Consider the following 19,165-nt stretch of genomic DNA (forward strand, 5'->3'; position numbering starts at 1 on the left):
GCGATGCGGCGGCCGGCCTCGGCCCGGGTGATGTGCAGCCTATCGGCCAAGGCCCAGGGCAGCTTGCCGCCTAACTCGGCCGGATCCGCTTGCGCACCAAGCTCGTTGAGGAGTTGGTGGCTTGGCGTCTGGAGCTTGCGGGTTACGGATTCGAGCTTTTCCAAGAGGGCCAGGCGTTCGGGGTTGGTTAGCGCCGCATAGGAATGCTGGTGAAAGCGAGCGGCCGCAGCGCACAACGCGTCAGCGTCGGCCTGAATCTGCTCGCGGTCGCTAATCGAACCCATGTTCGAATGCTAGACGCGGGCCCCGACAAAAAGCGCTCCACTGAAACCACTGAAACAAAAGTGGCACAAGTGATTTGGGCTTGCCGGTGCAACGCGGCAAAGCGTGGACCATCGCCACTATTGCGTCGCCGAGAACAATGAGTCCAAGCGGCAACCGCGCTGCGGCACGGTGCGCGATTGGATAGAGGTGGGTGAGTGCCATGGCCTCGTTGCTTACGGCCTGCAGCGGATTCCTGCTCGCCGTCTTGTGGATGGATTTGATCTTCGACGTCCAGGTACTTCGCTACCGGAAGGCCACGACCGAACTGCCCGAGGTCGTGCTCGCTTCCATCGCGGCGTACTACCACCGCGCGACCACCACGTCTCGGCCGATGAGCCGATTGATTGGGCTCGTCATGCTCACCCTGGTGGGAACGCTGGTGCTGCGGGCCGCGCGGGGCCACGACCCCGGTTGGCTACTGGTGACCTCGGCCGCGCTCGCCGGCATTCCGACCATGTTGGCGGTGACGCACACGGTTCCCGATGCGGTGCAGCTCGGGCACCGCGAGGACAGTCCGCCCGAGCAGACGCGGTTGGCGCGCTCGGTGTGCCGCGACCATCTGCTCTGCGCCGCCTGCATGCTCGCCTTTCTCGTCCTGTGGGTGGCGGACAGCACCGCGATCTGACTGCGGTGACGGGTCGTAGTCGTAAGGCGCAGGTCAGGACCCGCTGGCCACGTCAGTGAGCTACGTACTAAACTAGAACACGTTCCAATTCGGCGAGCTCTCAGGAGTTGTAATGCACACCCCTATCTGCGACGAACTCGGCATCGAGTTCCCGATTTTCGCCTTCACCCACTGCCGCGACGTCGTGGTGGCGGTCAGCAAGGCCGGGGGGTTCGGCGTGCTCGGTGCGGTCGGCTTCACGCCCGAGCAGCTGGAGATCGAACTCAACTGGATTGACGAGAACATCGGCGACCACCCCTACGGCGTCGACATCGTCATCCCGAACAAGTACGAGGGCATGGACTCCCATCTGTCCGCGGAGGAGCTTGCCGAGACGCTGCGCAAGATGGTGCCGCAGGAGCACCTCGACTTCGGCAAGAAGATCCTCGCCGACCACGGTGTGCCGGTCGAGGACAGCGACGGCGACAGCCTGCAGCTCCTGGGCTGGACCGAGGCGACGGCCACGCCCCAGGTCGAGGTGGCGCTCAAGCACCCCAAGGTGAAGATGATCGCCAACGCGCTGGGCACCCCGCCGGCCGACATGATCAAGCACATCCACGAGGCCGGGCTCAAGGTCGCCGCGTTGTGCGGCTCCCCCTCGCAGGCTCGCAAGCACGCCGACGCCGGCGTCGACATCATCATCGCCCAGGGCGGTGAGGCGGGTGGGCACTGCGGCGAGGTGGGCTCGATCGTGCTGTGGCCGCAGGTCGTCAAGGAGGTCGCCCCGGTCCCGGTGTTGGCCGCCGGTGGCATCGGCAGCGGTGAGCAGATCGCGGCCGCACTGGCGCTCGGCGCTCAGGGCGCGTGGACCGGGTCGCAGTGGCTGATGGTCGAGGAGTCCTCGAACACCCCGGTTCAGCAGCAGGCCTACGTCAAGGCCGGCAGCCGCGACACCGTCCGCAGCCGGTCGTTCACCGGCAAGCCGGCGCGCATGCTGCGCAACGACTGGACCGAGGCATGGGAGGCACCGGAAAACCCGAAGCCGCTCGGAATGCCGTTGCAGTACATGGTTTCCGGCATGGCCGTGCGGGCCACCAACAGGTACCCGAACGAGTCCGTCGACGTGGCATTTAACCCCGTGGGCCAGGTGGTCGGGCAGTTCACCAAGGTGGAGAAGACCTCGACGGTCATCGAGCGCTGGGTCCAGGAGTACCTGGAGGCCACCAACCGGCTGGACGAACTGAACGAGGCCGCCTCGGTCTGACGCGGAGGCTCGCCTGGCCAGTGCGCCTAGACGTCGTCGGCTTCGTCGCGTCCGGTGAACACTTCTTTCGTCCGGTCCACCGCGTACGTGCCGATGTCGATCGAATTCGCGACGATGCCGCTGGCGCCGCCGGCGAGGTCGCCGCGGATGATGTCGCTGGCGTGTTCGACGATGTCGGAGGCTTTTTCGACGGCGTTGGTCGCGATGTCTCTAACGGCGTCGACTGCATCCCTGGCGTTGAAGGCCATCTCGAGTCTCCCTTGTTTGCAGGACGGTTGCTACGACTCTAGACGGGCCCGGGTGGCATTTCTCTACGGGCGGTAACGCCTATCGGGGCCTAGTAGTGCACCAGGCTGCGCCAGTAGGCTTCGGGAATTTCGGCCCCTGAGCGCAAAATTCGGGCCAGTCCGACGGCCATTGCGATGCCCAGCAGTCCCAGCCACAGCCCGGCCAGCGCGATGACACCCCACAGCACGGCGGTGACGGTGGGCCAGGGCGAGAGCACCGCCAGCGCCGGCGCGAAGAAGAATCCGGTCCCGATGTACCAGGCCGAACCGGCCCGGTCGGAGGCCAGCACGAAGCGTAGCCAGCGTGGGATCGAAGCTGAGCCGGGCGCTCGCGCATGGTCGTTATTCGGACGGCGGGAAGAACCCTGCCCCGGTGAACCAGCCCTCTTGCCACCCTTGGGCTCCGAGGCAGAGCATCGGAAGTCCGCGGTCCGACTGTGCGGCGCTCTGCGGGCCTGGGCACTTGGCGCCCGCCTGCTGGACTCCGTACAGCGGATAAGACGCCACCCAATAGCCGGTGGTCGCCGCGGGGAACTGATTGGGGGGCGGGAAATGGCAAGCCTCGGCCTGACCGCTGGGCCCCCGTCCGAAGATGAAGCGCTCGTAGTTGTCGCACGGCGCGCCCAGCGAGGCCTGATAGTTCATGCCCGGCACGTCGCCGTCGTACCCGGCGGCCGCGCACGGGGCCAAGCCGATCGTGATGCCCGCTATCGAAGCGGCGCTGAGCAGTACCCGAATCATGTTCTACCCCGCCTGTCGTCGCCGGTGACCTGCACCAAAGCATATCCGTAGGACCGTCGGCCACAAGACCGTTCCGGCTTGTGGGCTCGATCGTCGGCATGCACCCGCGACGCGACGCGAGACGGCCGGTCAGGAACACGTTCCAATTCGCCGCCGCCGATCTTTCTTCAATGCTTCCCAACCAAGGTGCGGCAGTGGTTTCCTTGCACAAGGACGACTAGACCACTTCGTCATCGAGGAGCGGGCCATGCCAACCGTCGAGCCAACCGCCAAGCCGGTCCCCAATCTTCCTCCCGGATTCGACTTCACCGACCCGGACATCCACGCCGAGCGGCTCCCGGTGGAAGAGCTGGCCGAACTGCGCCGGACGGCGCCGATCTGGTGGAACGAACAGCCCAACGGGGTGGGCGGATTCGATGACGGCGGCTTCTGGGTGGTGACCAAGCACAAGGACGTCAAAGAGATTTCGCGGCGCAGCGACGTCTTCTCCAGCCTGGAGAACACCGCCCTGCCCCGCTACAAAGAGGGCACGGTGCGCGAACAGCGCGATACCGGCAAGTTCGTGTTGCTCAACATGGATGCACCGCAGCACACCCACCTGCGCAAGATCATTTCCCGCGGCTTCACGCCGCGCGCCGTCGAGCTACTGCGTGACGATCTGAACCAGCGCGCCCGTCAGATCGTCGAGAAGGCGGCCGCCGCCGGTTCCGGCGACTTCGTCGAACAGGTCTCCTGCGAGCTTCCGCTGCAGGCCATCGCCGGACTGCTGGGAGTGCCGCAGGAAGACCGCATGAAGCTGTTCCACTGGTCGAATGAGATGGTGGGCGACCAGGATCCGGAATTCGCCCGCAATGACGCGATGGGTGCGTCGGTCGAGCTGATCACCTACGCCATGCAGATGGCCGCCGACCGAGCGCAGAATCCCGGGGAGGACATCGTCACCAAGTTGATCGAGGCCGACGTCGACGGGCACAAGCTCTCCGACGACGAGTTCGGTTTCTTCGTCATCCTGCTGGCGGTGGCCGGCAACGAGACCACCCGCAACTCCATCACGCAGGGCATGATGGCCTTCACCGACTTCCCCGACCAATGGGAACTGTACAAGCGGGAGCGTCCCGTCACCACGGCCGATGAGATTGTCCGGTGGGCGACCCCGGTCACCTCGTTCCAGCGAACCGCCCTAGAGGACTACGAGCTGTCCGGCGTGCAGATCAAGAAGGGCCAGCGCGTGGTAATGGTCTACCGGTCAGCCAATTTCGACGAGGACGTATTCGAGGACCCGTTCACCTTCAATATCCTGCGAGACCCCAACCCGCACGTCGGGTTCGGTGGCACCGGCGCGCACTACTGCATCGGGGCCAACCTGGCGCGGATGACCATCGACCTGATGTTCAACGCGATCGCCGATGCCATGCCCGACCTGGAATCGGTCGGCAAGCCCGAACGGCTGCGGTCGGGATGGCTCAATGGGATCAAACACTGGCAGGTCGACTACCACACCAACGGCTCGCAGAAATGTCCTGTCGCGCATCAGGCCCAGGGGTGACAAGCTAATCACATGCCCACTCATCGAGCCGTCCATGTCCCGTCTGCCGGTGCAGCTTTGGAGCTGGTCGACGCCGAGACCAAGCCACCGGGTCGCGATGAGGTACGGCTGACGGTCGCCGCGTGCGGCATCTGCGGAACCGACGCGCACTTCGTCAACGGCGGCTTTCCGGGCATGTCGTGGCCGCTGACTCCCGGGCACGAGATCGCCGGCAAGATCGCCGAAATCGGCGACGGCGTACAGGATTTCGCGGTCGGCGATCGCGTGGCGGTCGGCTGGTTCGGCGGATGTTGTCAGCGCTGCGACCAATGCCGCAAAGGCCAGTTCATTCATTGCGAGAACGGCAAGGTGCCCAGTTGGCAGTATCCCGGCGGATACGCGGAGTCGGTGACCGTGCCGGTGAGCGCGCTGGCGCGCATACCGGCCGAGCTCTCCGATGCCGAAGCCGCCCCGATGGGATGCGCCGGCGTGACCACCTATAACGCCTTGCGGCACACCAGCGCACTGCCCGGCGACCGCGTGGCGATTCTCGGCGTCGGCGGACTAGGCCACCTGGGCGTGCAATTCGCCCGCGCCATGGGTTTCGAGACCATCGCGATCAACCGCGGCACCGGCAAAGCCGACGACGCACGAGAACTGGGCGCCCATCACTACATCGACTCCACGGCCAACGACCCCGCCGAAGCGCTCAAGGACTTGGGCGGCGCGACGGTCGTACTGGCCACCGCCGGAAATTCCAAGGCCATGGCCGACACGGTCGGCGGCATCCTCCCCCGGGGTCAACTGGTCACCATCGGCGTCACGCCCAAACCGCTGCCGATCAGCCCGGTGCAGCTGATAACACCGGGCATCAGCATCGTCGGACATCCCTCCGGGACGGCAAAAGACGTCGAGGACACAATGCATTTCGCCGTCTTGTCGGGCGTACGAGCGTGGATCGAGGAACTGCCGCTCTCGCAAGCCGCGGAGGGCTACGCGGCCCTGGAAGGCGGCCGGGCGCACTACCGCACCGTTTTGACCATGTGACACAGTCGATTCGTGACTTCAGACCAAAACGCGGTGTGGACGATCGGCCCGGCTGACGGTGAGTTGTTGCTGCACACCGGTGTTACCGGCAGGGCGGCGCGGATGGGTCATCGTCTTACCATCGCGATGACGCGCTGGCGGGCCACCGTGAGCTGGTCCGACTCCCAACCCGTCAGCGCACAGTTCACCGTCGAGACCGATTCGTTCGAGGTGCTGCGTGGCGACGGCGGTGTCAAAGGGCTGTCCGGGGCGGAGAAGGCGCTGGTGCGGTCCAACGCCCTGAAGTCGTTGTCCGCCAGCCGGTTTCCCGAAATCGCCTATACAGCGGATGTTATCGAAAACGCCGGCGATACCTACCGGCTGACCGGCACTCTGCAGATTCGGGGAGTGTCGCGGGACCATGTCGTCGAGGTGCAGACCCAAGACCTCGGGGAATCATGGCGGATGTCAGTCGAATCCACCATCCGGCAGTCCGACTACGGCATCAAGCCGTACTCGCTGCTGATGGGGTCGGTCCAGGTTGCCGACGACGTGTCGGTGTCGTTCTCCGCCGTTCGCGCCCACGGCAACTGAGGGCCGCGGTCACCGGCGCCGGACGGGCCCAGGGTTACGGGTCGGTCGCTGCCCGCGCGCCCGAGTCAACCGCCGGATCGCCGGTGTCACCGGGTATGTGCTCCAGCACCCGGGTCAGGTAGGGCTGTCGGTTACCGCCGTCCGACTGCCGTTCGCCACCAGCGCCCGGCTGCTCCTCCGGAACGCTGGGTTCCGAAACCGGTTTGCCGGCAGGGAGTTTGGTTTGCGGGGCCGGCGGCTTGGCCGGCGGGGCCACCGGAAGCGGCGCGACGGCCGTGACCGCCTCGGCGATCTGGGGTGTGGGCGGGTGGGTAACATGCTTCGGCGCGCCGGCGGCGCTGGCCGGGCCCACGTGGATCCCCACCGCGAGTGATACCGACCCGACGAAGGTGATGGCACCGGCCGCCAATGCGGTCACGGCCCCGGCGTAGGACAACTGCCGCTTCTGAGTGGGCGTCGGAACGGGTTCGCTGATGCGCTCGACCAGCTGGTCGTCGGTGAATTCGGTGCTTGCAGCCGCGGACAGCGCGGCGCCGCGCGCGATGGTCACCTGGGCCATCGATTGCACGAAAACGGGTACCGGCAAAGTCTTTTCGAGCTGCCAGGAGAGCCCGTCGATGTCGCTGTGGCCGCCTACCACGACGACGCCGCCGGGCTGCCATCCGTTGCGCTCGAACATGCCGGTCAGCCAGCGGGTCAGGCCGTCGAAGCCGCCGCGCACGTGCTTGGTGGCCGTCCGGGTCTCACCGTCGTGCGTGTCGACCATGACCACGGTCGTCGAGTCATGGTCCAGGATGCAGACGGCAGTCTGCTCGTAGCCGATGACGGGCGCGATGGCCCGAGCCAACGTCTCGATGGCCTCGAGGAACCGGATCGGCACGACGTTGTCGAATCCCGCGTCGGTCAGGGCCTCCAAGACCAGCGCGGCCTGTGCGGATGCCTCGTCGTTCCAGGTCACTCCGATGACCCGCAGCCGGCGATCGCTCGCGGCCGCCTCGGTGTCGACCCGCAACACCTCGTCCACCACTTGTTCCGCGGTGCCCACGGCGCGCACACCGTGGCTCGCGTGCAACACCAGCTCTTGGTGATCCAGGATGGTGCCGTCGGCGCCATGTCCCTCGGCGAGGACCCAACCAACGGCGGTCGGCGTCACTGACAGGCCAAGAACCGTGTCCAAAACTATGCCCCAATCGGTCCCGCGTCCGACGCCCTCAGCCGCATCTACGCGCACCATGAAGCCGCGGGCGCGGTGATTCGAGAGAGCCGGAACAGACGCGGGATAGCGTGGTCTTCATCGGCTTGCTTCGAGAGCAGCCTACGCGGTCGGCGCAAGTCCGGCTGCCCCGGTCGGGCATCACCGCGGAATCGCCAGATGAAAAGGGCGGCGCGGCGAAACGGGGCTGGGCCAGGCGGGTTCGCGGCTTCAGCCGGTTGCCGCCGGTGATGCCGGTTGCCGACCCGCGACGGGGCGGGAGCCGCTGCGTCGCGGGCCCCCGGTCGCGAAACAACGCCGATTTATCGACCACGCGAAATAAATGCCCGTACCGCGCGCGCCGGTGACGCCGACAGCATCAAAGGGGCGACACGCGGCGCTCCGTGGCGATCCCGCCAAAAGCCGGCCCGGGCGTCATTCGGGGACTTTCTATAAGCGTGGCGTATGGGAATGGCAGAGCGCGGCCCGCGGGCGCTCGACCCGTCATAAATTTGCTGCTGCCTGGCGTTTTCCCACCCGGGGTGTGGGGCGGTCGGACAGCGGGTACGCGGGGCCTGTCGCCGCCCGCTGGTGCCGGGTGGCGAAATTGCGAAGTCGAAAAGTGATGCCGAAACGAGACGCGTTCGCGTCCCAATCGACATTTGACGGACTCACACGGTAAATTCCTGTGAGACCACGATCACACTGATCACATCGACAAGGGGCAGGTATGACAGATCTGAGCGAGAAGGTCCGGGCCTGGGGGCGCCGGCTTTTGGTCGGCACAGCGGCGGCAGTCACGCTGCCGGGCCTGATCGGTCTTGCCGGCGGCGCTCCAACCGCGAATGCGTTTTCGCGGCCGGGCCTGCCAGTCGAGTACCTGCAGGTGCCGTCCGCCGGCATGGGCCGCAACATCAAGGTCCAGTTCCAAAGCGGCGGCAACGGCTCCCCCGCGGTCTATCTGCTGGACGGTTTGCGGGCCCAAGACGACTACAACGGCTGGGACATCAACACCCCTGCGTTCGAGTGGTACTACCAGTCGGGCCTGTCGATCGTCATGCCGGTCGGTGGTCAATCCAGCTTCTACAGCGACTGGTACAACCAGGCCTGTGGCAAGGCGGGTTGCCAGACGTACAAGTGGGAGACCTTCCTCACCAGCGAGCTGCCGCAGTACCTGCAGTCCAACAAGAGTGTGAAGCCGAACGGAAGTGCGGCGGTCGGCATCTCGATGGCCGGTTCGTCCGCGATGATCCTGGCCGCCTACCACCCGGCGCAGTTCATCTACGCCGGCTCGCTCTCGGCGCTGCTGGACCCCTCCCAGGGAATGGGGCCGAGCCTGATCGGTCTGGCGATGGGTGACGCCGGTGGCTATAAGGCCAACGACATGTGGGGTCCGTCGAGCGACCCGGCGTGGGCGCGCAACGACCCGACCCTGCAGATCCCCAAGCTGGTCGGCAACAACACCCGGCTCTGGGTGTACTGCGGTAACGGCACGCCGTCCGAACTCGGCGGGGCGAACATGCCGGCCGAGTTCCTGGAGAACTTCGTGCGCAGCAGCAACCTGAAGTTCCAGGACGCCTACAACGGCGCCGGCGGCCACAACGCGGTGTGGAACTTCAACGCCAACGGAACGCACAGCTGGGAGTACTGGGGAGCCCAGCTCAACGCCATGAAGCCCGACCTGCAGGGCACACTGGGCGCTTCGCCGGGCGGCGGCGGATAACCCTACCGCCCGCTCGGTCACTACTGCGCCTGACGACTCCGTCAGGCGCAGTAGTGCGTTGGGGCGCGTAAACTCCTTGCCTGGTCAGAGCGTCGCGGGCGACCCGAGCGCACCGTCACGCCAGAATGCGGTCATGCACCGCCGCGTCCACTCGCGCCGCCGGGGCGTCGCCGCATGCTGCGGGGCCGCGATCGTGAGCCTGACGATGCTGGTGGCGTCCGCCCGGGCCGACACCGCGAGTCCGCTCACCCCGTTGGTCGACGCCGCCGCGCAACGGCTGCAAGTAGCCGACCCGGTCGCCGCCTACAAGTGGCACCAGCACGGCGCCATCGAAGATCCGGCGCGGGTTCAGCAAGAACTGGCCAAGTTGAGCGACGAGGCCGGCGCCCAACACATCGACCGCGATTACGTCATCCGGGTGTTCGGAGACCAGATCAGCGCCACCGAGGCCATCGAATACGGCCGGTTCGCCGACTGGAAGCTTGATCCGGGAAGCGCTCCGCCCGACGCACCGGACCTGTCGTCGTCGCGGTCGGCGATCGACGCGCTCAACCAGACGATGCTGACTCAGCTGTCGGCCAACTGGGGCGTGCTGCATTCGCCGGAATGTGACGCCCAACTCGACGCCGCGCGAAGCGGTGTCACCCGCGGGCGTCAGCTCGACGCCCTGTACCAAAAGGCCCTGTCATCAGCGACGCGGTCGTATTGCCAGCAATAACTTAATTTTTCCTCACCGATTTCTAACGGTCCGATTTGGCCCGCCGATAAGGCGGTTTCCGCAGTTAGATGGCATATCTCGCGCCATTTTCGAATAGGTAACGCTTTGGCCACACGCGCCGAAATCCTGGACATGAAGAATCTCTGCAAGCTTCTCGTCAAGTCCGTATGGGTCGGCGGGTTCGTTGCAGCGTCGATGGCTTCGTCCACGGGGGTGGTGAGCGCAGACCCCGCTCCCAACTGGGACGCGATCGCTCAATGTGAATCCGGTGGCAACTGGCACGCCAACACCGGAAACGGGAATTACGGTGGACTGCAATTCAAACCAGCCACCTGGGCCCGGTACGGCGGTGTCGGCAACCCGGCCGCCGCGTCCAGAGAGCAGCAAATCGCTGTGGCCAACCGGGTTTTCGCCGAGGAGGGTGTGGAGGCCTGGCCAAAGTGCGGCGCGCAATCCGGCCTGCCGATCGGTTGGTACTCGCACCCGGCTCAGGGCATCAAGCAGATCATCAACGGGTTGATCCAGGCGGCCGTCCCGCACTGATGAAACGCACCTGCGGTCTATGACCCGGCGCCAGGCTGTGTTTGGATCAGCCCATGGAAGGTTCGGCGACTGTTCACATGGCGGCGCCTGCGGCCAAGATCTGGGATCTCATCGCGGACGTCCGCAACACCGGAAAGTTCTCCCCGGAAGTTTTTGAAGCCGAGTGGCTCGGCGATGCGACCGGCCCCGCCCTGGGTGCCAAATTCCGCGGTCACGTCCGGCGCAATGAGATGGGGCCGGTGTATTGGACAACGTGCAAGGTCACCGCCTGCGAACCGGGCCGCGAATTCGGCTTCACGGTGCTTCTCGGTGACAGGCCCGTCAACAACTGGCATTACCGCCTGGCGCCCAGTGGCGGCGGCGGGACCGACGTTACCGAGTCGTTTCGGCTCAACCCGGCGCCATGGCTCGCCTTCTACTGGTTGTTCGGCGGGTTTCTGCGCAAGCGCCGCAACATCCGCGACATGACCAAGACGCTGAACCGCATCAAAGACGTGGTCGAGGCGGACTGACGCCCGTGAAATCCGTCTTCATCACCGGTGCGGGCAGCGGCATGGGTCGCGAGGGCGCAAAGTTGTTCCACGCCAAGGGCTGGCGCGTCGGCGCGGTCGACCGCAACGAAGACAGCCTGGCGACGCTGAACGACGAACTCGGCGGCGATCGGCTGTGGACCCGCGCCGTAGACGTGACGGACAAGGCGGCCCTCGACGGCGCCCTGGCCGATTTCTGCGCCGGCAACAGCGGTGGCGGACTCGACATGATGTGGAACAACGCCGGCATCGGCGAATCCGGCTGGTTCGAGGACGTGCCCTATGACGCCGCGATGCGCGTCGTCGACGTGAACTTCAAGGCGGTACTCACGGGCGCATACGCTTCGCTGCCGTATCTCAAGAAGGCCCCCGGCAGCCTGATGTTCTCCACGTCATCGTCCTCGGGGACCTACGGCATGCCGCGCCTGGCCGTCTACTCGTCGACCAAGCATGCGGTCAAAGGTCTGACCGAGGCGCTGAGCGTGGAGTGGCAGCGACACGGCGTGCGCGTCGCCGACGTGCTGCCCGGTCTCATCGACACCGCCATCCTGACGACCACGACCAACCACTCCGACGACGGGCGCACACCCATGACGGCGGAGCAATTGCGGGCCACCGCCCCCAAGAAGGGCATGCTCCGGTTGATGCCGGCAAGCAGCGTGGCCGAGACGGCGTGGGCGGCCTATCACCATCCGAAGCGGTTGCACTGGTACGTGCCCAAGAGCATCCGCCTGATCGACTTCTTCAAGGGCCTGAGCCCGGAATTCGTGCGACGCAGCATCGTCAAGTCTCTACCCGCGCTAGCGCCGAAGCGGCAGTAAGGAGGTCGGCTGGTGGAAAACCGTTTGCTCACAGTCGCTTTGGTTTCGGCGGCGGTCGTCGTCAGCGTCGCGGGATGCAGCGCGGCGCAGACGACACCTCGTCGGGCCGCGCGGCTGACCATCGACGGCGCCACGCACACGACGCGTCCCCCGGCGTGCCGGCAAGACCAGATGTACCGCACCATCAACATCCCCGACCGTGACGGTGGGGTCGAGGCGGTGGTGCTGCTCAGCGGCTACCGGGTGATGCCGCAGTGGGTCAAGATTCGCAATGTCGACGGATTCAGCGGCAGCTTCTGGCAAGGCGGGGTGGGCGACGCGCACGTCGAACTCAACAACGACGCCTACACCATCACGGGCAGCGCCTACGGCATCAACAGCAGCAACCCCAACAAAGTGGTGACCACCGACTTCAAAATCGTCGCCGAGTGCTGACTCCACGGCTGGTCGGGGCCTAGGCTCGAAACGACGCCTGATCGAGGGAGGGGGCCGGTGAAGGAACGCTTGCACTGGTTCGCGATGCATGGCTTCATCCGGGGCGCCGCGGCCCTCGGGGCCCGGCGAGGCGATGTCCAGGCCAGGCTGATCGCCGATCCGGCGGTGGCCGCCGACCCGGTCCCCTACTACGACGAGGTCCGTGCCCGGGGCAGGCTGGTGAAGGGCCGCGTGGCGTATCTGACGGCCGATCACGCGCTGGCGCATGAACTGCTGCGGTCCGACGATTTTCGGGTGCTGATCTTTGGATCGAATCTGCCGGCGCCGCTGCGATGGGTGGAGCGCCGCACCCGCGACGGTCTGCTGCATCCACTGCGTGCGCCATCGTTGTTGGCCGTCGAACCGCCCGATCACACCCGTTACCGCAAGACGGTGTCGGCGGTATTCACACCCAGAGCCGTTGCCGCCCTGCGGGATCGGGTCGAGCAGACGGCCGCCGAGCTGTTGGATCGGCTAGCTGGTGAGTCCGGCGTGGTGGACATCGTCGGACGGTACTGCTCGCAGCTTCCGGTGGCGATCATCAGCGACATCCTCGGGGTGCCCGAGTCGGAGCGGCGGCGCGTACTGGAGTTCGGCGAACTGGCCGCGCCGAGCCTCGACATCGGATTGCCATGGCGGCAATACCGCAGCGTGCAGGACGGGATCGCGGGTTTCAGCGCCTGGCTCGCCGAGCACCTGCAGCGGCTGCGCCTGGATCCCAGCGACAATCTGATGAGCCAGCTGATCCAGACGGCCGAAAGTGGTTCTGCAGAAACATATCTCGACGAGAAGGAGCTCCAGGCGATCGCCGGACTGGTGTTGGCCGCCGGCTTCGAAACCACGGTCAACCTGCTCGGCAATGGGATTCGCTTGTTGATGGACGCGCCGGAACACCTGAACACCCTGCGCCGGCGTCCCGAACTGTGGCCCAACGCCGTCGAAGAGATCCTGCGGCTGGAATCGCCGGTGCAGCTGACCGCGCGGATGGCGCAGGGCGACGTCGAGATAGCCGGCCGGCAGTTACACCGTGGCGATCTGGTGCTGGTGTATCTGGCCGCCGCCAACCGGGATCCATCGGTTTTCCCCGACCCGCACCGCTTCGACATCGAAAGGGACAACGCCGGAAGACATCTCGCCTTTTCCGGTGGCCGGCATTTCTGCCTGGGCGCGGCCCTTGCCCGGGCCGAGGGCGAAGTCGGACTGCGCACCTTTTTCGACCGCTTTCCCGAGGTACGCGCGGCGGGTGCCGGAAGCAGGCGCGAAACCCGGGTGCTGCGGGGATGGTCGTCGTTGCCGGTGGCTCTGGGGCCGTACGTGCGCGAGTACGACCGAACCGGTTGACAGCGGGGCGGCAACAGAGTTTATTTGCCGCTATGACAGAGGCATCTATGATCGCGGTCGAGGACGTCGTACGTGGGCTGTGGCAGGCGCTTTCGCGGCGAGATTGGGAAGCGATCAAGACCTTTTTGTCCGACGACTGCCTCTACGTCGACATGCCGGTGCCCGCACTGTCGGCGCGCGGTCCCGAGGGCATCGTGCAACGCCTCAGGATGGGACTCGAGCAGTTGGCCGGCTATGAGAACCACCCCGGCGTGCTGGTGTCCAACGGATCCGACGTGCTCTACGAGCACTCCGAGACGTGGACGTTCGCGACGGGTGAGCAGGGTGTGCTGCGCTTCGTGACGGTCCACAAGGTCGTCGACGGCAAAGTTGCTGTCTGGAAAGACTATTGGGACATGAACTCGCTGATTGCGTTTGCTCCCCCGAACCACTTCGAGGGCTTGGCGACCGGCGACACCAGTTGGATATTCGACGCCTCAGCGCTGGTTTGACGAAGGGCGCTCCACGGCACCCGGGACTGTTTGCCGCCCACGCCCGGTGGAACACCTGATTGCGGCTAGGACTCGGCCAGTATCCGGAGGCGTTTCAACGTTTCCGTCAGTGTGCGTCCCACCTGGCGCACGGCGATCCGATCGGCGATGTACCCAAGTATGCCCCCGGGCGCCTGATACGACAGTCGAAACGTCACCCTGGTGCAGCCGTCGCCTTTGTCGCGCAACCGCATCCGCCCGCGCAGCGTTACGCCGGTAATTCCCACCCAGGCGAGGTCGCGGCCGTCGTCGAACTCGACCACCTCGATCACGCCGCCAACGGGTACGGAGCCAATTTTCCAGTGGACGGTGTACCGCGCACCGACTCCGGGTGGTTTGTCGTTCGACGACTCCCATCGCTCTAGGCTCGCCATGAACGACGGGTAATAGTCCGGGTCGCTGACGATTTTCCAGACGGCGGCACGGTCGGCGTTGATGACAGAACGGCGTTCGACGCGCATCAGCCGATCACCGGGAATCGTCGTTCGGCAGCCAGCCGGTCGACGCCCCCCTGCAGGGAGGCCATCACCTTGTCATGCACCGCTTGATCGTCGCCGTCGACCTCGATCGGGTCTTGAACCTCTATCACGATCTTGGTGGGCAACGGGATGTGGCCCGCCAGGTCGCTGATGTTGAGTCCCCACGGCAGCGCCAGCGATATCGGGATGCTCTTGAGCCGGAGCAACTTGTCGGCCATCAGCAACTTGGCCAGCCACTGCCCGCGATTGAGGAAGAGCGCGCTCTCCTGCCCACCGATGCTCGCGACGGGGACGATCGGCACCCCGGCCTCGCGGGCCAGCCTCACGTATCCCATCCGTCCGCCGAAGTCGACCTTGTGACGTTCCCAGGAGGGCCGGAACACCTCGTAGTCGCCGCCCGGATACACCAGCAGTGCGGCGCCGGAATCCAGCGCGAGACGGGCATTTTCGGGGTTGGCGGCGACGGTGCCGAATTTACGCAACCAGCCGAGCGGCGGCGCGGAGACGACGAGGTTGTGGGCCAACTGGTAAAAGGGCCGCTCGACGCCGAAATACGAGCAGAAGGCGAGCGTGAACACGAAGGTGTCGGGGGGTACATTGCCGCCACTGTGATTGCCTACCAGCAGCACCGGTCCCTCGGGCGGAATGCGGTCCAAGCCCCGCACGTCCGCCCTGAAATAGAACGACGCCAACAACCAGGTTCCCGGCAGTTGATCGCGAATGTAATCCGGATCCCGCTGGTCAAGGTCGGCTTTGGGCACCCACGACACAACTTTGTCGCGAGCCCAATTCAAGACGTCCTTCGCGGTCGCCATGACGGGACGCATACCCCGGCGTCACCGGGGGTCAAACGCCGCGATGCACCCGGCTGGGCCCCAAAATAACCGGCCGCCGCAAACACCTGGGATGGCCACCCCTCGTGTTTTGACCATCCCAGTGTTGTTGGCAGCCGATGGCTACAAGTACCGCTGGACGCCTCCGTGACCGTGACAGGTCCCACTGGCATGGGGGTGTTCGCTGAAAGACCAACTCCCATCCGAGCACTGGGCCGTGGCGCCCTGCGGTTGCGACCCACCCTTTTGCGGATATGGCACGCAGTCGCCGGAGCTGGCGGTGTAGCAACCGCCGCTGGGTGACGCGTAGGCCGATGGCGCCACAGCGGCGGAGCCAAAGACGACCGCTGCGATGACAAACGCAGCACGGGACAACACGTGCCCAAACCTCCCTTGTCCATCATCAGGTTGGTGACGTTTGCCCGATTCGTCGATCGAAGCCTATGCGCCCGAACGGTTGCCCACAGGCGAATCTGGGAAATTTTCCGGCTGTCGAGGCGAGGGAAGCGCCGCTACGGCGCCAGTCCGTCCAGGACCCGGACCCGAACGGGATCGCGCTTGCCCTTGACGTCAACCCAGCCGAGCATCCTCACGCGTGCGGACTCACCAAGCGCGACCGCGGTATTGGGTCCGATGACCACTTGCCCCGGCTCTGCCAGCCCCTCCAGCCGTGCCGCCAGGTTCATGGTGTCGCCGATCGCGGTGAAGTTGCGTACTTGCTGCGCACCGACATTGCCGACCAGCGCGGGGCCGGTATTGATTCCCACCCGAAAGCGCGGCCAGTCTTCACGTCCGGCCGCCGCCTGCTCGACGGCGGCATGCAGTGCGAGTCCGGCGCGGGCGGCGCGCAACACGTGATCAGGGCGCCCAGCACGACGCTCACCGCCGAGGCGGTCAGCACCAAAATGAAATGGGCCACCCGGTTGTCCCATTTCCAGGTCGACCTTGGGTATGCCCAGCAGTAGCCATAACGCGAGCATGGGCAGCGCCATGTGCATCACCCAGTTCGCCGTGCGCAGCCTCGATCCCCGGCGAACGCCCCGCGGCCTGCGTCGCCGGGCGTCGGCGGGCTTCGGACGGGCGGTCACGGCCGGCCGCCGTGATGCGTCAGCCGATAGATGCGGGCGGCGTTCTCGCGGGCGATGAGGTCGACGACCCGAATGGCGTCCGGTTCGCTCCACTCGCCGCGGTCCACAAATTCGCCGAGTACCCACTCCATGCCCCTGCGCCACAAGATCGCGCCGAGGAAATGCAGCTCCGGCGGACCAATTCCGTCCGACGAATAGAGAATCTTGGAGAACGGCGCCATTTCCAGCAGACGCGCAAGGAACGCAGGTGACCGTGCCCCCAGGTAATTGACGCTCAACCCGCCGTCGACGTAGACGTTGTTGAACGCCTGGGCCAGATAGCCGGCCTCGCGCTCGTAGGGGTAGCAGTGCAACAGCACGATCGGCACGTCTTCCGTGCCGCGCAGGAAGTCAAGGAGCAGCAGCGGATTGGCCTGGTGCAGATCGCAATCGCGGTCGCCGAACCCGACGTGGAACTGCAGTGGCTTGCCCAGTCGCAGCGCCTGGTGCAACCCGAACCGCAGCAGCACCCTGTCTTGTAACCGGGTACCCCCGCGGTCGCGCCAGCGGCTTGCGGCTTCGGCGACCTCGGCCGGCGCCGGATCGCTGAGGTCGCCCTCGAACCCGCCCCGGTACGCCAGAATCGATTTGGTGCCGACCGCGCCGGCCGCGCGCCCGTGCAGGATCTCCCCAAACGCCGCCGCATAATCGCCGTGGGCTTGCGCCGCCTGCTCGGCCACCTCCTCGAGCCGCACCACCTCGCGCGCATCACCACCGGACAGCCGGGCCATATCCGCGACTCCGGCGACACCGCCACCGCCGATCCCGGTGTCCACCAGCCACTCGCTCACCCCGGCGGCCGACAAGAACAGCCGCGCCAAGTCATGCTCGCCGAACTGGCTACGGCGCTCCCAATACGCTTGGGGATCAGCGTGTTTGGGCAAACCCAGGACGGGAGCGCAATGGGCGCGCACCGCGAACCCGAGTTGAGAGTCGAAACCCGAGTGGGTAATGGGTTCGCTGTTGGCCTCGTTGAGCGCGTTCTCGAATCGCGGCCGGTCTGCCGGCGCCAACCAGCATCCGTGGACATGCTGATCAATCAGCGCCAGACCGCCGATGTGCTGGGCCAGGGCGCGAGCGTCGGAGACCATGACCGGCCGTCACAGACTCCAGGCCATGCGGAATTTGTCCGCCACCTGCTCGGGCGCCAGGTCACCGTAGCGCTCCCGCTCCAGGCTGCGCACCGCGACCACCATGTCGACGGCCGGGTCGCCCAGGATGCGGCGCATCGTCTCTGAACCGTCAAGCGCCGCAATCGCTTCGGACTGCGAATCGGTCAGCCGCACGATACCGTCGCGCACCCGGTCGGATTCGGGCACGGTGGCCGGGTCGATCGTGACCTCCGGTGGCAGCGTCGCCTGGCATTTGATCCCGTCCAACGCCAGGCCGAGGATGGCCGCCGACGCCAGGTAGGGGTTCGCGGAAGGGTCGACGATCTTGACCTCCACGTTCCCGCCGTGCGGGGTGCCGGCCCCGCCGGTGACGAACCGCACTGCGGCCTCCCGGTTTTCGGTACCCCAACAGGCGTAGGCGCCGGCCCAGTTGCCCGGCCGCAACCGCAAGCCGGACACGATCGACCCGCACAGGACGGCTTGAGCCTCCGGCAGCCCGTGCACCAGACCCGCGACCGCGCTCTTCCCCGCGGCCGTCATGCCCTGGCCGGCGTCGCCGCCGCAGAACAGCGGGCCTTCCGGCGTCGACAGTGAGAAGTGCTGATGCGCACCGGATCCCGCGCCGTCGGCGAAGGGCGCGGGCGACAGGCTGATCCGCAGCCCGTGCCGACGCGCCGCGCGCCCGATGATCAGCCGCATCAGTATCAGCTGATCGGCGGCGGCCACCGGGGACTGCGGCGACAGCGAGATTTCGAACTGGTTGGCGCCGTACTCGGGGTGAAACTGTTCGATCGCGATGCCGGCCCCGGTCGCCGACCCGATCACGTCGCGAACGAACGCCTCGTGTTCGAGCACACCGGCCAGGCCGTACTGCGCCCACAACGTCGACGGCAGCCGGGTGCCGTCCGGGCCGACCAACACAAATTCGATTTCGTGCCCGATCGCGGCCTCGATGCCGGCTTCGGCGAGCGCCGCCTCGACGCGCCGCAGCGTGCCCCGGCTGCAGGTCGGCACCGGGGTGCCGTCCTGCTCGAAAAATGAGGCGGGCGCCCACGCCAGCCCGTCACCGACAATGCGCAACGCCGACAGATCGATCCGGAGGCGCTGGTCCCCCACCACGCCCGCATCGGCGGTGAAGGCGATCCCGGTCTGATCGATGGCGAACGCATGCCAGGACGGGCTGGCCCCCAGGCCGGGATCAGCGAACGTGTTGGTCCGCCGGATCGGGACCGTCTTGGCCAAGGTGAGCCCGGCCGGATTCACCACCGTGCCGATGACCGTGTCGACGCCCTCGGCCTCCAGCTGCGCGATCGCCGCGGCGGCAAGCGGGGTGCCGGTCATGGCAGCCATTTTCCCCACCTCGCAACGACCCGGACG

24 protein-coding genes are annotated in these 19,165 nt (G+C 66.3%); 13 read left to right on the top strand and 11 right to left on the bottom strand.

What is annotated here, in order from left to right; translation table 11 throughout:
• A partial coding sequence (locus DQP58_RS14960; RefSeq protein WP_114149357.1) for a DUF222 domain-containing protein occupies positions 1–284 on the bottom strand: 284 nt, incomplete at its 3' end.
• A gap of 200 nt (positions 285–484) precedes the next feature.
• Here DQP58_RS14960 and DQP58_RS14965 point away from each other — a divergent pair.
• A complete protein-coding gene (locus tag DQP58_RS14965) occupies positions 485–949 on the top strand; it encodes a hypothetical protein (protein WP_112709110.1) in 465 nt (154 codons plus the stop codon).
• Positions 950–1,061: 112 nt separating this feature from the next.
• The gene (locus DQP58_RS14970) at positions 1,062–2,192 is read left to right on the top strand and encodes a nitronate monooxygenase (RefSeq protein ID WP_066868422.1); all 1,131 of its coding nucleotides are present in this window, start codon (positions 1,062–1,064) and stop codon (positions 2,190–2,192) included.
• 26 nt (positions 2,193–2,218) lie between these two features.
• Here the strand turns inward: DQP58_RS14970 and DQP58_RS14975 are convergent, their stop codons facing one another.
• The 3 genes from DQP58_RS14975 to DQP58_RS14985 all read right to left on the bottom strand — a co-directional run bounded on the left by DQP58_RS14975 (position 2,219) and on the right by DQP58_RS14985 (position 3,220).
• Positions 2,219–2,440, bottom strand: a complete 222-nt coding sequence (locus DQP58_RS14975; protein ID WP_112709111.1) for a hypothetical protein — start codon at positions 2,438–2,440, stop codon at positions 2,219–2,221.
• Positions 2,441–2,529: 89 nt separating this feature from the next.
• Positions 2,530–2,790, bottom strand: a complete 261-nt coding sequence (locus DQP58_RS14980) for a hypothetical protein (RefSeq protein ID WP_112709112.1) — start codon at positions 2,788–2,790, stop codon at positions 2,530–2,532.
• 31 nt (positions 2,791–2,821) lie between these two features.
• Entirely contained in the window at positions 2,822–3,220 is a 399-nt protein-coding gene (locus DQP58_RS14985) for a hypothetical protein (protein ID WP_112709113.1), read from the bottom strand.
• A 247-nt stretch (positions 3,221–3,467) separates the two neighbouring features.
• On the opposite strand from DQP58_RS14985, the gene DQP58_RS14990 reads away from it, so the two are divergent.
• The 3 genes from DQP58_RS14990 to DQP58_RS15000 are packed head-to-tail and all read left to right on the top strand — an operon-like array spanning position 3,468 to position 6,365.
• Complete coding sequence (locus DQP58_RS14990) at positions 3,468–4,766, top strand: cytochrome P450 (protein ID WP_067179368.1); 1,299 nt, start codon at positions 3,468–3,470, stop codon at positions 4,764–4,766.
• Positions 4,767–4,778: 12 nt separating this feature from the next.
• On the top strand, positions 4,779–5,792 hold the full coding sequence (locus tag DQP58_RS14995; protein ID WP_112709114.1) for an alcohol dehydrogenase: 1,014 nt from the start codon (positions 4,779–4,781) through the stop codon (positions 5,790–5,792).
• A 12-nt stretch (positions 5,793–5,804) separates the two neighbouring features.
• Positions 5,805–6,365: a YceI family protein gene (locus DQP58_RS15000; protein ID WP_112709115.1), complete on the top strand. Its 561-nt coding sequence runs from the start codon at positions 5,805–5,807 to the stop codon at positions 6,363–6,365.
• Between the two features lie 34 nt (positions 6,366–6,399).
• Here the strand turns inward: DQP58_RS15000 and DQP58_RS15005 are convergent, their stop codons facing one another.
• Positions 6,400–7,542 (bottom strand): DUF7159 family protein, encoded by a 1,143-nt coding sequence (locus DQP58_RS15005; protein WP_112709116.1) that lies wholly within the window; start codon positions 7,540–7,542, stop codon positions 6,400–6,402.
• A gap of 745 nt (positions 7,543–8,287) precedes the next feature.
• Between DQP58_RS15005 and ag85B the strand changes: the two genes are divergently transcribed.
• From ag85B to DQP58_RS15050, 8 genes are all read left to right on the top strand, one after another.
• On the top strand, positions 8,288–9,280 hold the full coding sequence (gene ag85B / locus DQP58_RS15015) for a diacylglycerol acyltransferase/mycolyltransferase Ag85B (protein WP_112709118.1): 993 nt from the start codon (positions 8,288–8,290) through the stop codon (positions 9,278–9,280).
• Positions 9,281–9,413: 133 nt separating this feature from the next.
• A complete protein-coding gene (locus DQP58_RS15020; RefSeq protein ID WP_112709119.1) occupies positions 9,414–9,998 on the top strand; it encodes a chorismate mutase in 585 nt (194 codons plus the stop codon).
• A gap of 105 nt (positions 9,999–10,103) precedes the next feature.
• Positions 10,104–10,541 carry a resuscitation-promoting factor RpfC gene (gene rpfC, locus DQP58_RS15025; RefSeq protein WP_112709120.1) on the top strand — a complete coding sequence of 146 codons (438 nt, stop codon included), beginning with the start codon at positions 10,104–10,106 and terminating at the stop codon, positions 10,539–10,541.
• A gap of 35 nt (positions 10,542–10,576) precedes the next feature.
• The gene (locus DQP58_RS15030; RefSeq protein WP_197498137.1) at positions 10,577–11,053 is read left to right on the top strand and encodes an SRPBCC family protein; all 477 of its coding nucleotides are present in this window, start codon (positions 10,577–10,579) and stop codon (positions 11,051–11,053) included.
• A gap of 5 nt (positions 11,054–11,058) precedes the next feature.
• Positions 11,059–11,892: an SDR family oxidoreductase gene (locus DQP58_RS15035; RefSeq protein ID WP_112709121.1), complete on the top strand. Its 834-nt coding sequence runs from the start codon at positions 11,059–11,061 to the stop codon at positions 11,890–11,892.
• A gap of 12 nt (positions 11,893–11,904) precedes the next feature.
• Entirely contained in the window at positions 11,905–12,327 is a 423-nt protein-coding gene (locus DQP58_RS15040; protein ID WP_112709122.1) for a lipoprotein LpqH, read from the top strand.
• 57 nt (positions 12,328–12,384) lie between these two features.
• A complete protein-coding gene (locus DQP58_RS15045; RefSeq protein WP_112709123.1) occupies positions 12,385–13,707 on the top strand; it encodes a cytochrome P450 in 1,323 nt (440 codons plus the stop codon).
• Between the two features lie 47 nt (positions 13,708–13,754).
• Positions 13,755–14,198, top strand: a complete 444-nt coding sequence (locus tag DQP58_RS15050) for a nuclear transport factor 2 family protein (protein ID WP_112709124.1) — start codon at positions 13,755–13,757, stop codon at positions 14,196–14,198.
• A gap of 65 nt (positions 14,199–14,263) precedes the next feature.
• Here the strand turns inward: DQP58_RS15050 and DQP58_RS15055 are convergent, their stop codons facing one another.
• The 6 genes from DQP58_RS15055 to DQP58_RS15080 all read right to left on the bottom strand — a co-directional run bounded on the left by DQP58_RS15055 (position 14,264) and on the right by DQP58_RS15080 (position 19,129).
• Positions 14,264–14,698: an SRPBCC family protein gene (locus DQP58_RS15055; protein ID WP_112709125.1), complete on the bottom strand. Its 435-nt coding sequence runs from the start codon at positions 14,696–14,698 to the stop codon at positions 14,264–14,266.
• The gene (locus tag DQP58_RS15060) at positions 14,698–15,531 is read right to left on the bottom strand and encodes a lysophospholipid acyltransferase family protein (protein ID WP_112709126.1); all 834 of its coding nucleotides are present in this window, start codon (positions 15,529–15,531) and stop codon (positions 14,698–14,700) included. The genes DQP58_RS15055 and DQP58_RS15060 overlap by 1 nt, the downstream gene beginning before the upstream one ends.
• A gap of 141 nt (positions 15,532–15,672) precedes the next feature.
• Entirely contained in the window at positions 15,673–15,927 is a 255-nt protein-coding gene (locus DQP58_RS27505) for a DUF3761 domain-containing protein (RefSeq protein WP_112709127.1), read from the bottom strand.
• A 134-nt stretch (positions 15,928–16,061) separates the two neighbouring features.
• Positions 16,062–16,541: an adenylate/guanylate cyclase domain-containing protein gene (locus DQP58_RS15070; protein WP_165827879.1), complete on the bottom strand. Its 480-nt coding sequence runs from the start codon at positions 16,539–16,541 to the stop codon at positions 16,062–16,064.
• 92 nt (positions 16,542–16,633) lie between these two features.
• The gene (locus DQP58_RS15075) at positions 16,634–17,767 is read right to left on the bottom strand and encodes an amidohydrolase family protein (protein ID WP_112709129.1); all 1,134 of its coding nucleotides are present in this window, start codon (positions 17,765–17,767) and stop codon (positions 16,634–16,636) included.
• Positions 17,768–17,776: 9 nt separating this feature from the next.
• Positions 17,777–19,129, bottom strand: a complete 1,353-nt coding sequence (locus DQP58_RS15080; protein ID WP_112709130.1) for a glutamine synthetase family protein — start codon at positions 19,127–19,129, stop codon at positions 17,777–17,779.
• Positions 19,130–19,165 lie beyond the last annotated feature (36 nt).

Origin of the sequence: Mycobacterium colombiense, from assembly GCF_003284975.1 — a bacterium.
GTDB lineage: Bacteria > Actinomycetota > Actinomycetes > Mycobacteriales > Mycobacteriaceae > Mycobacterium > Mycobacterium europaeum_A.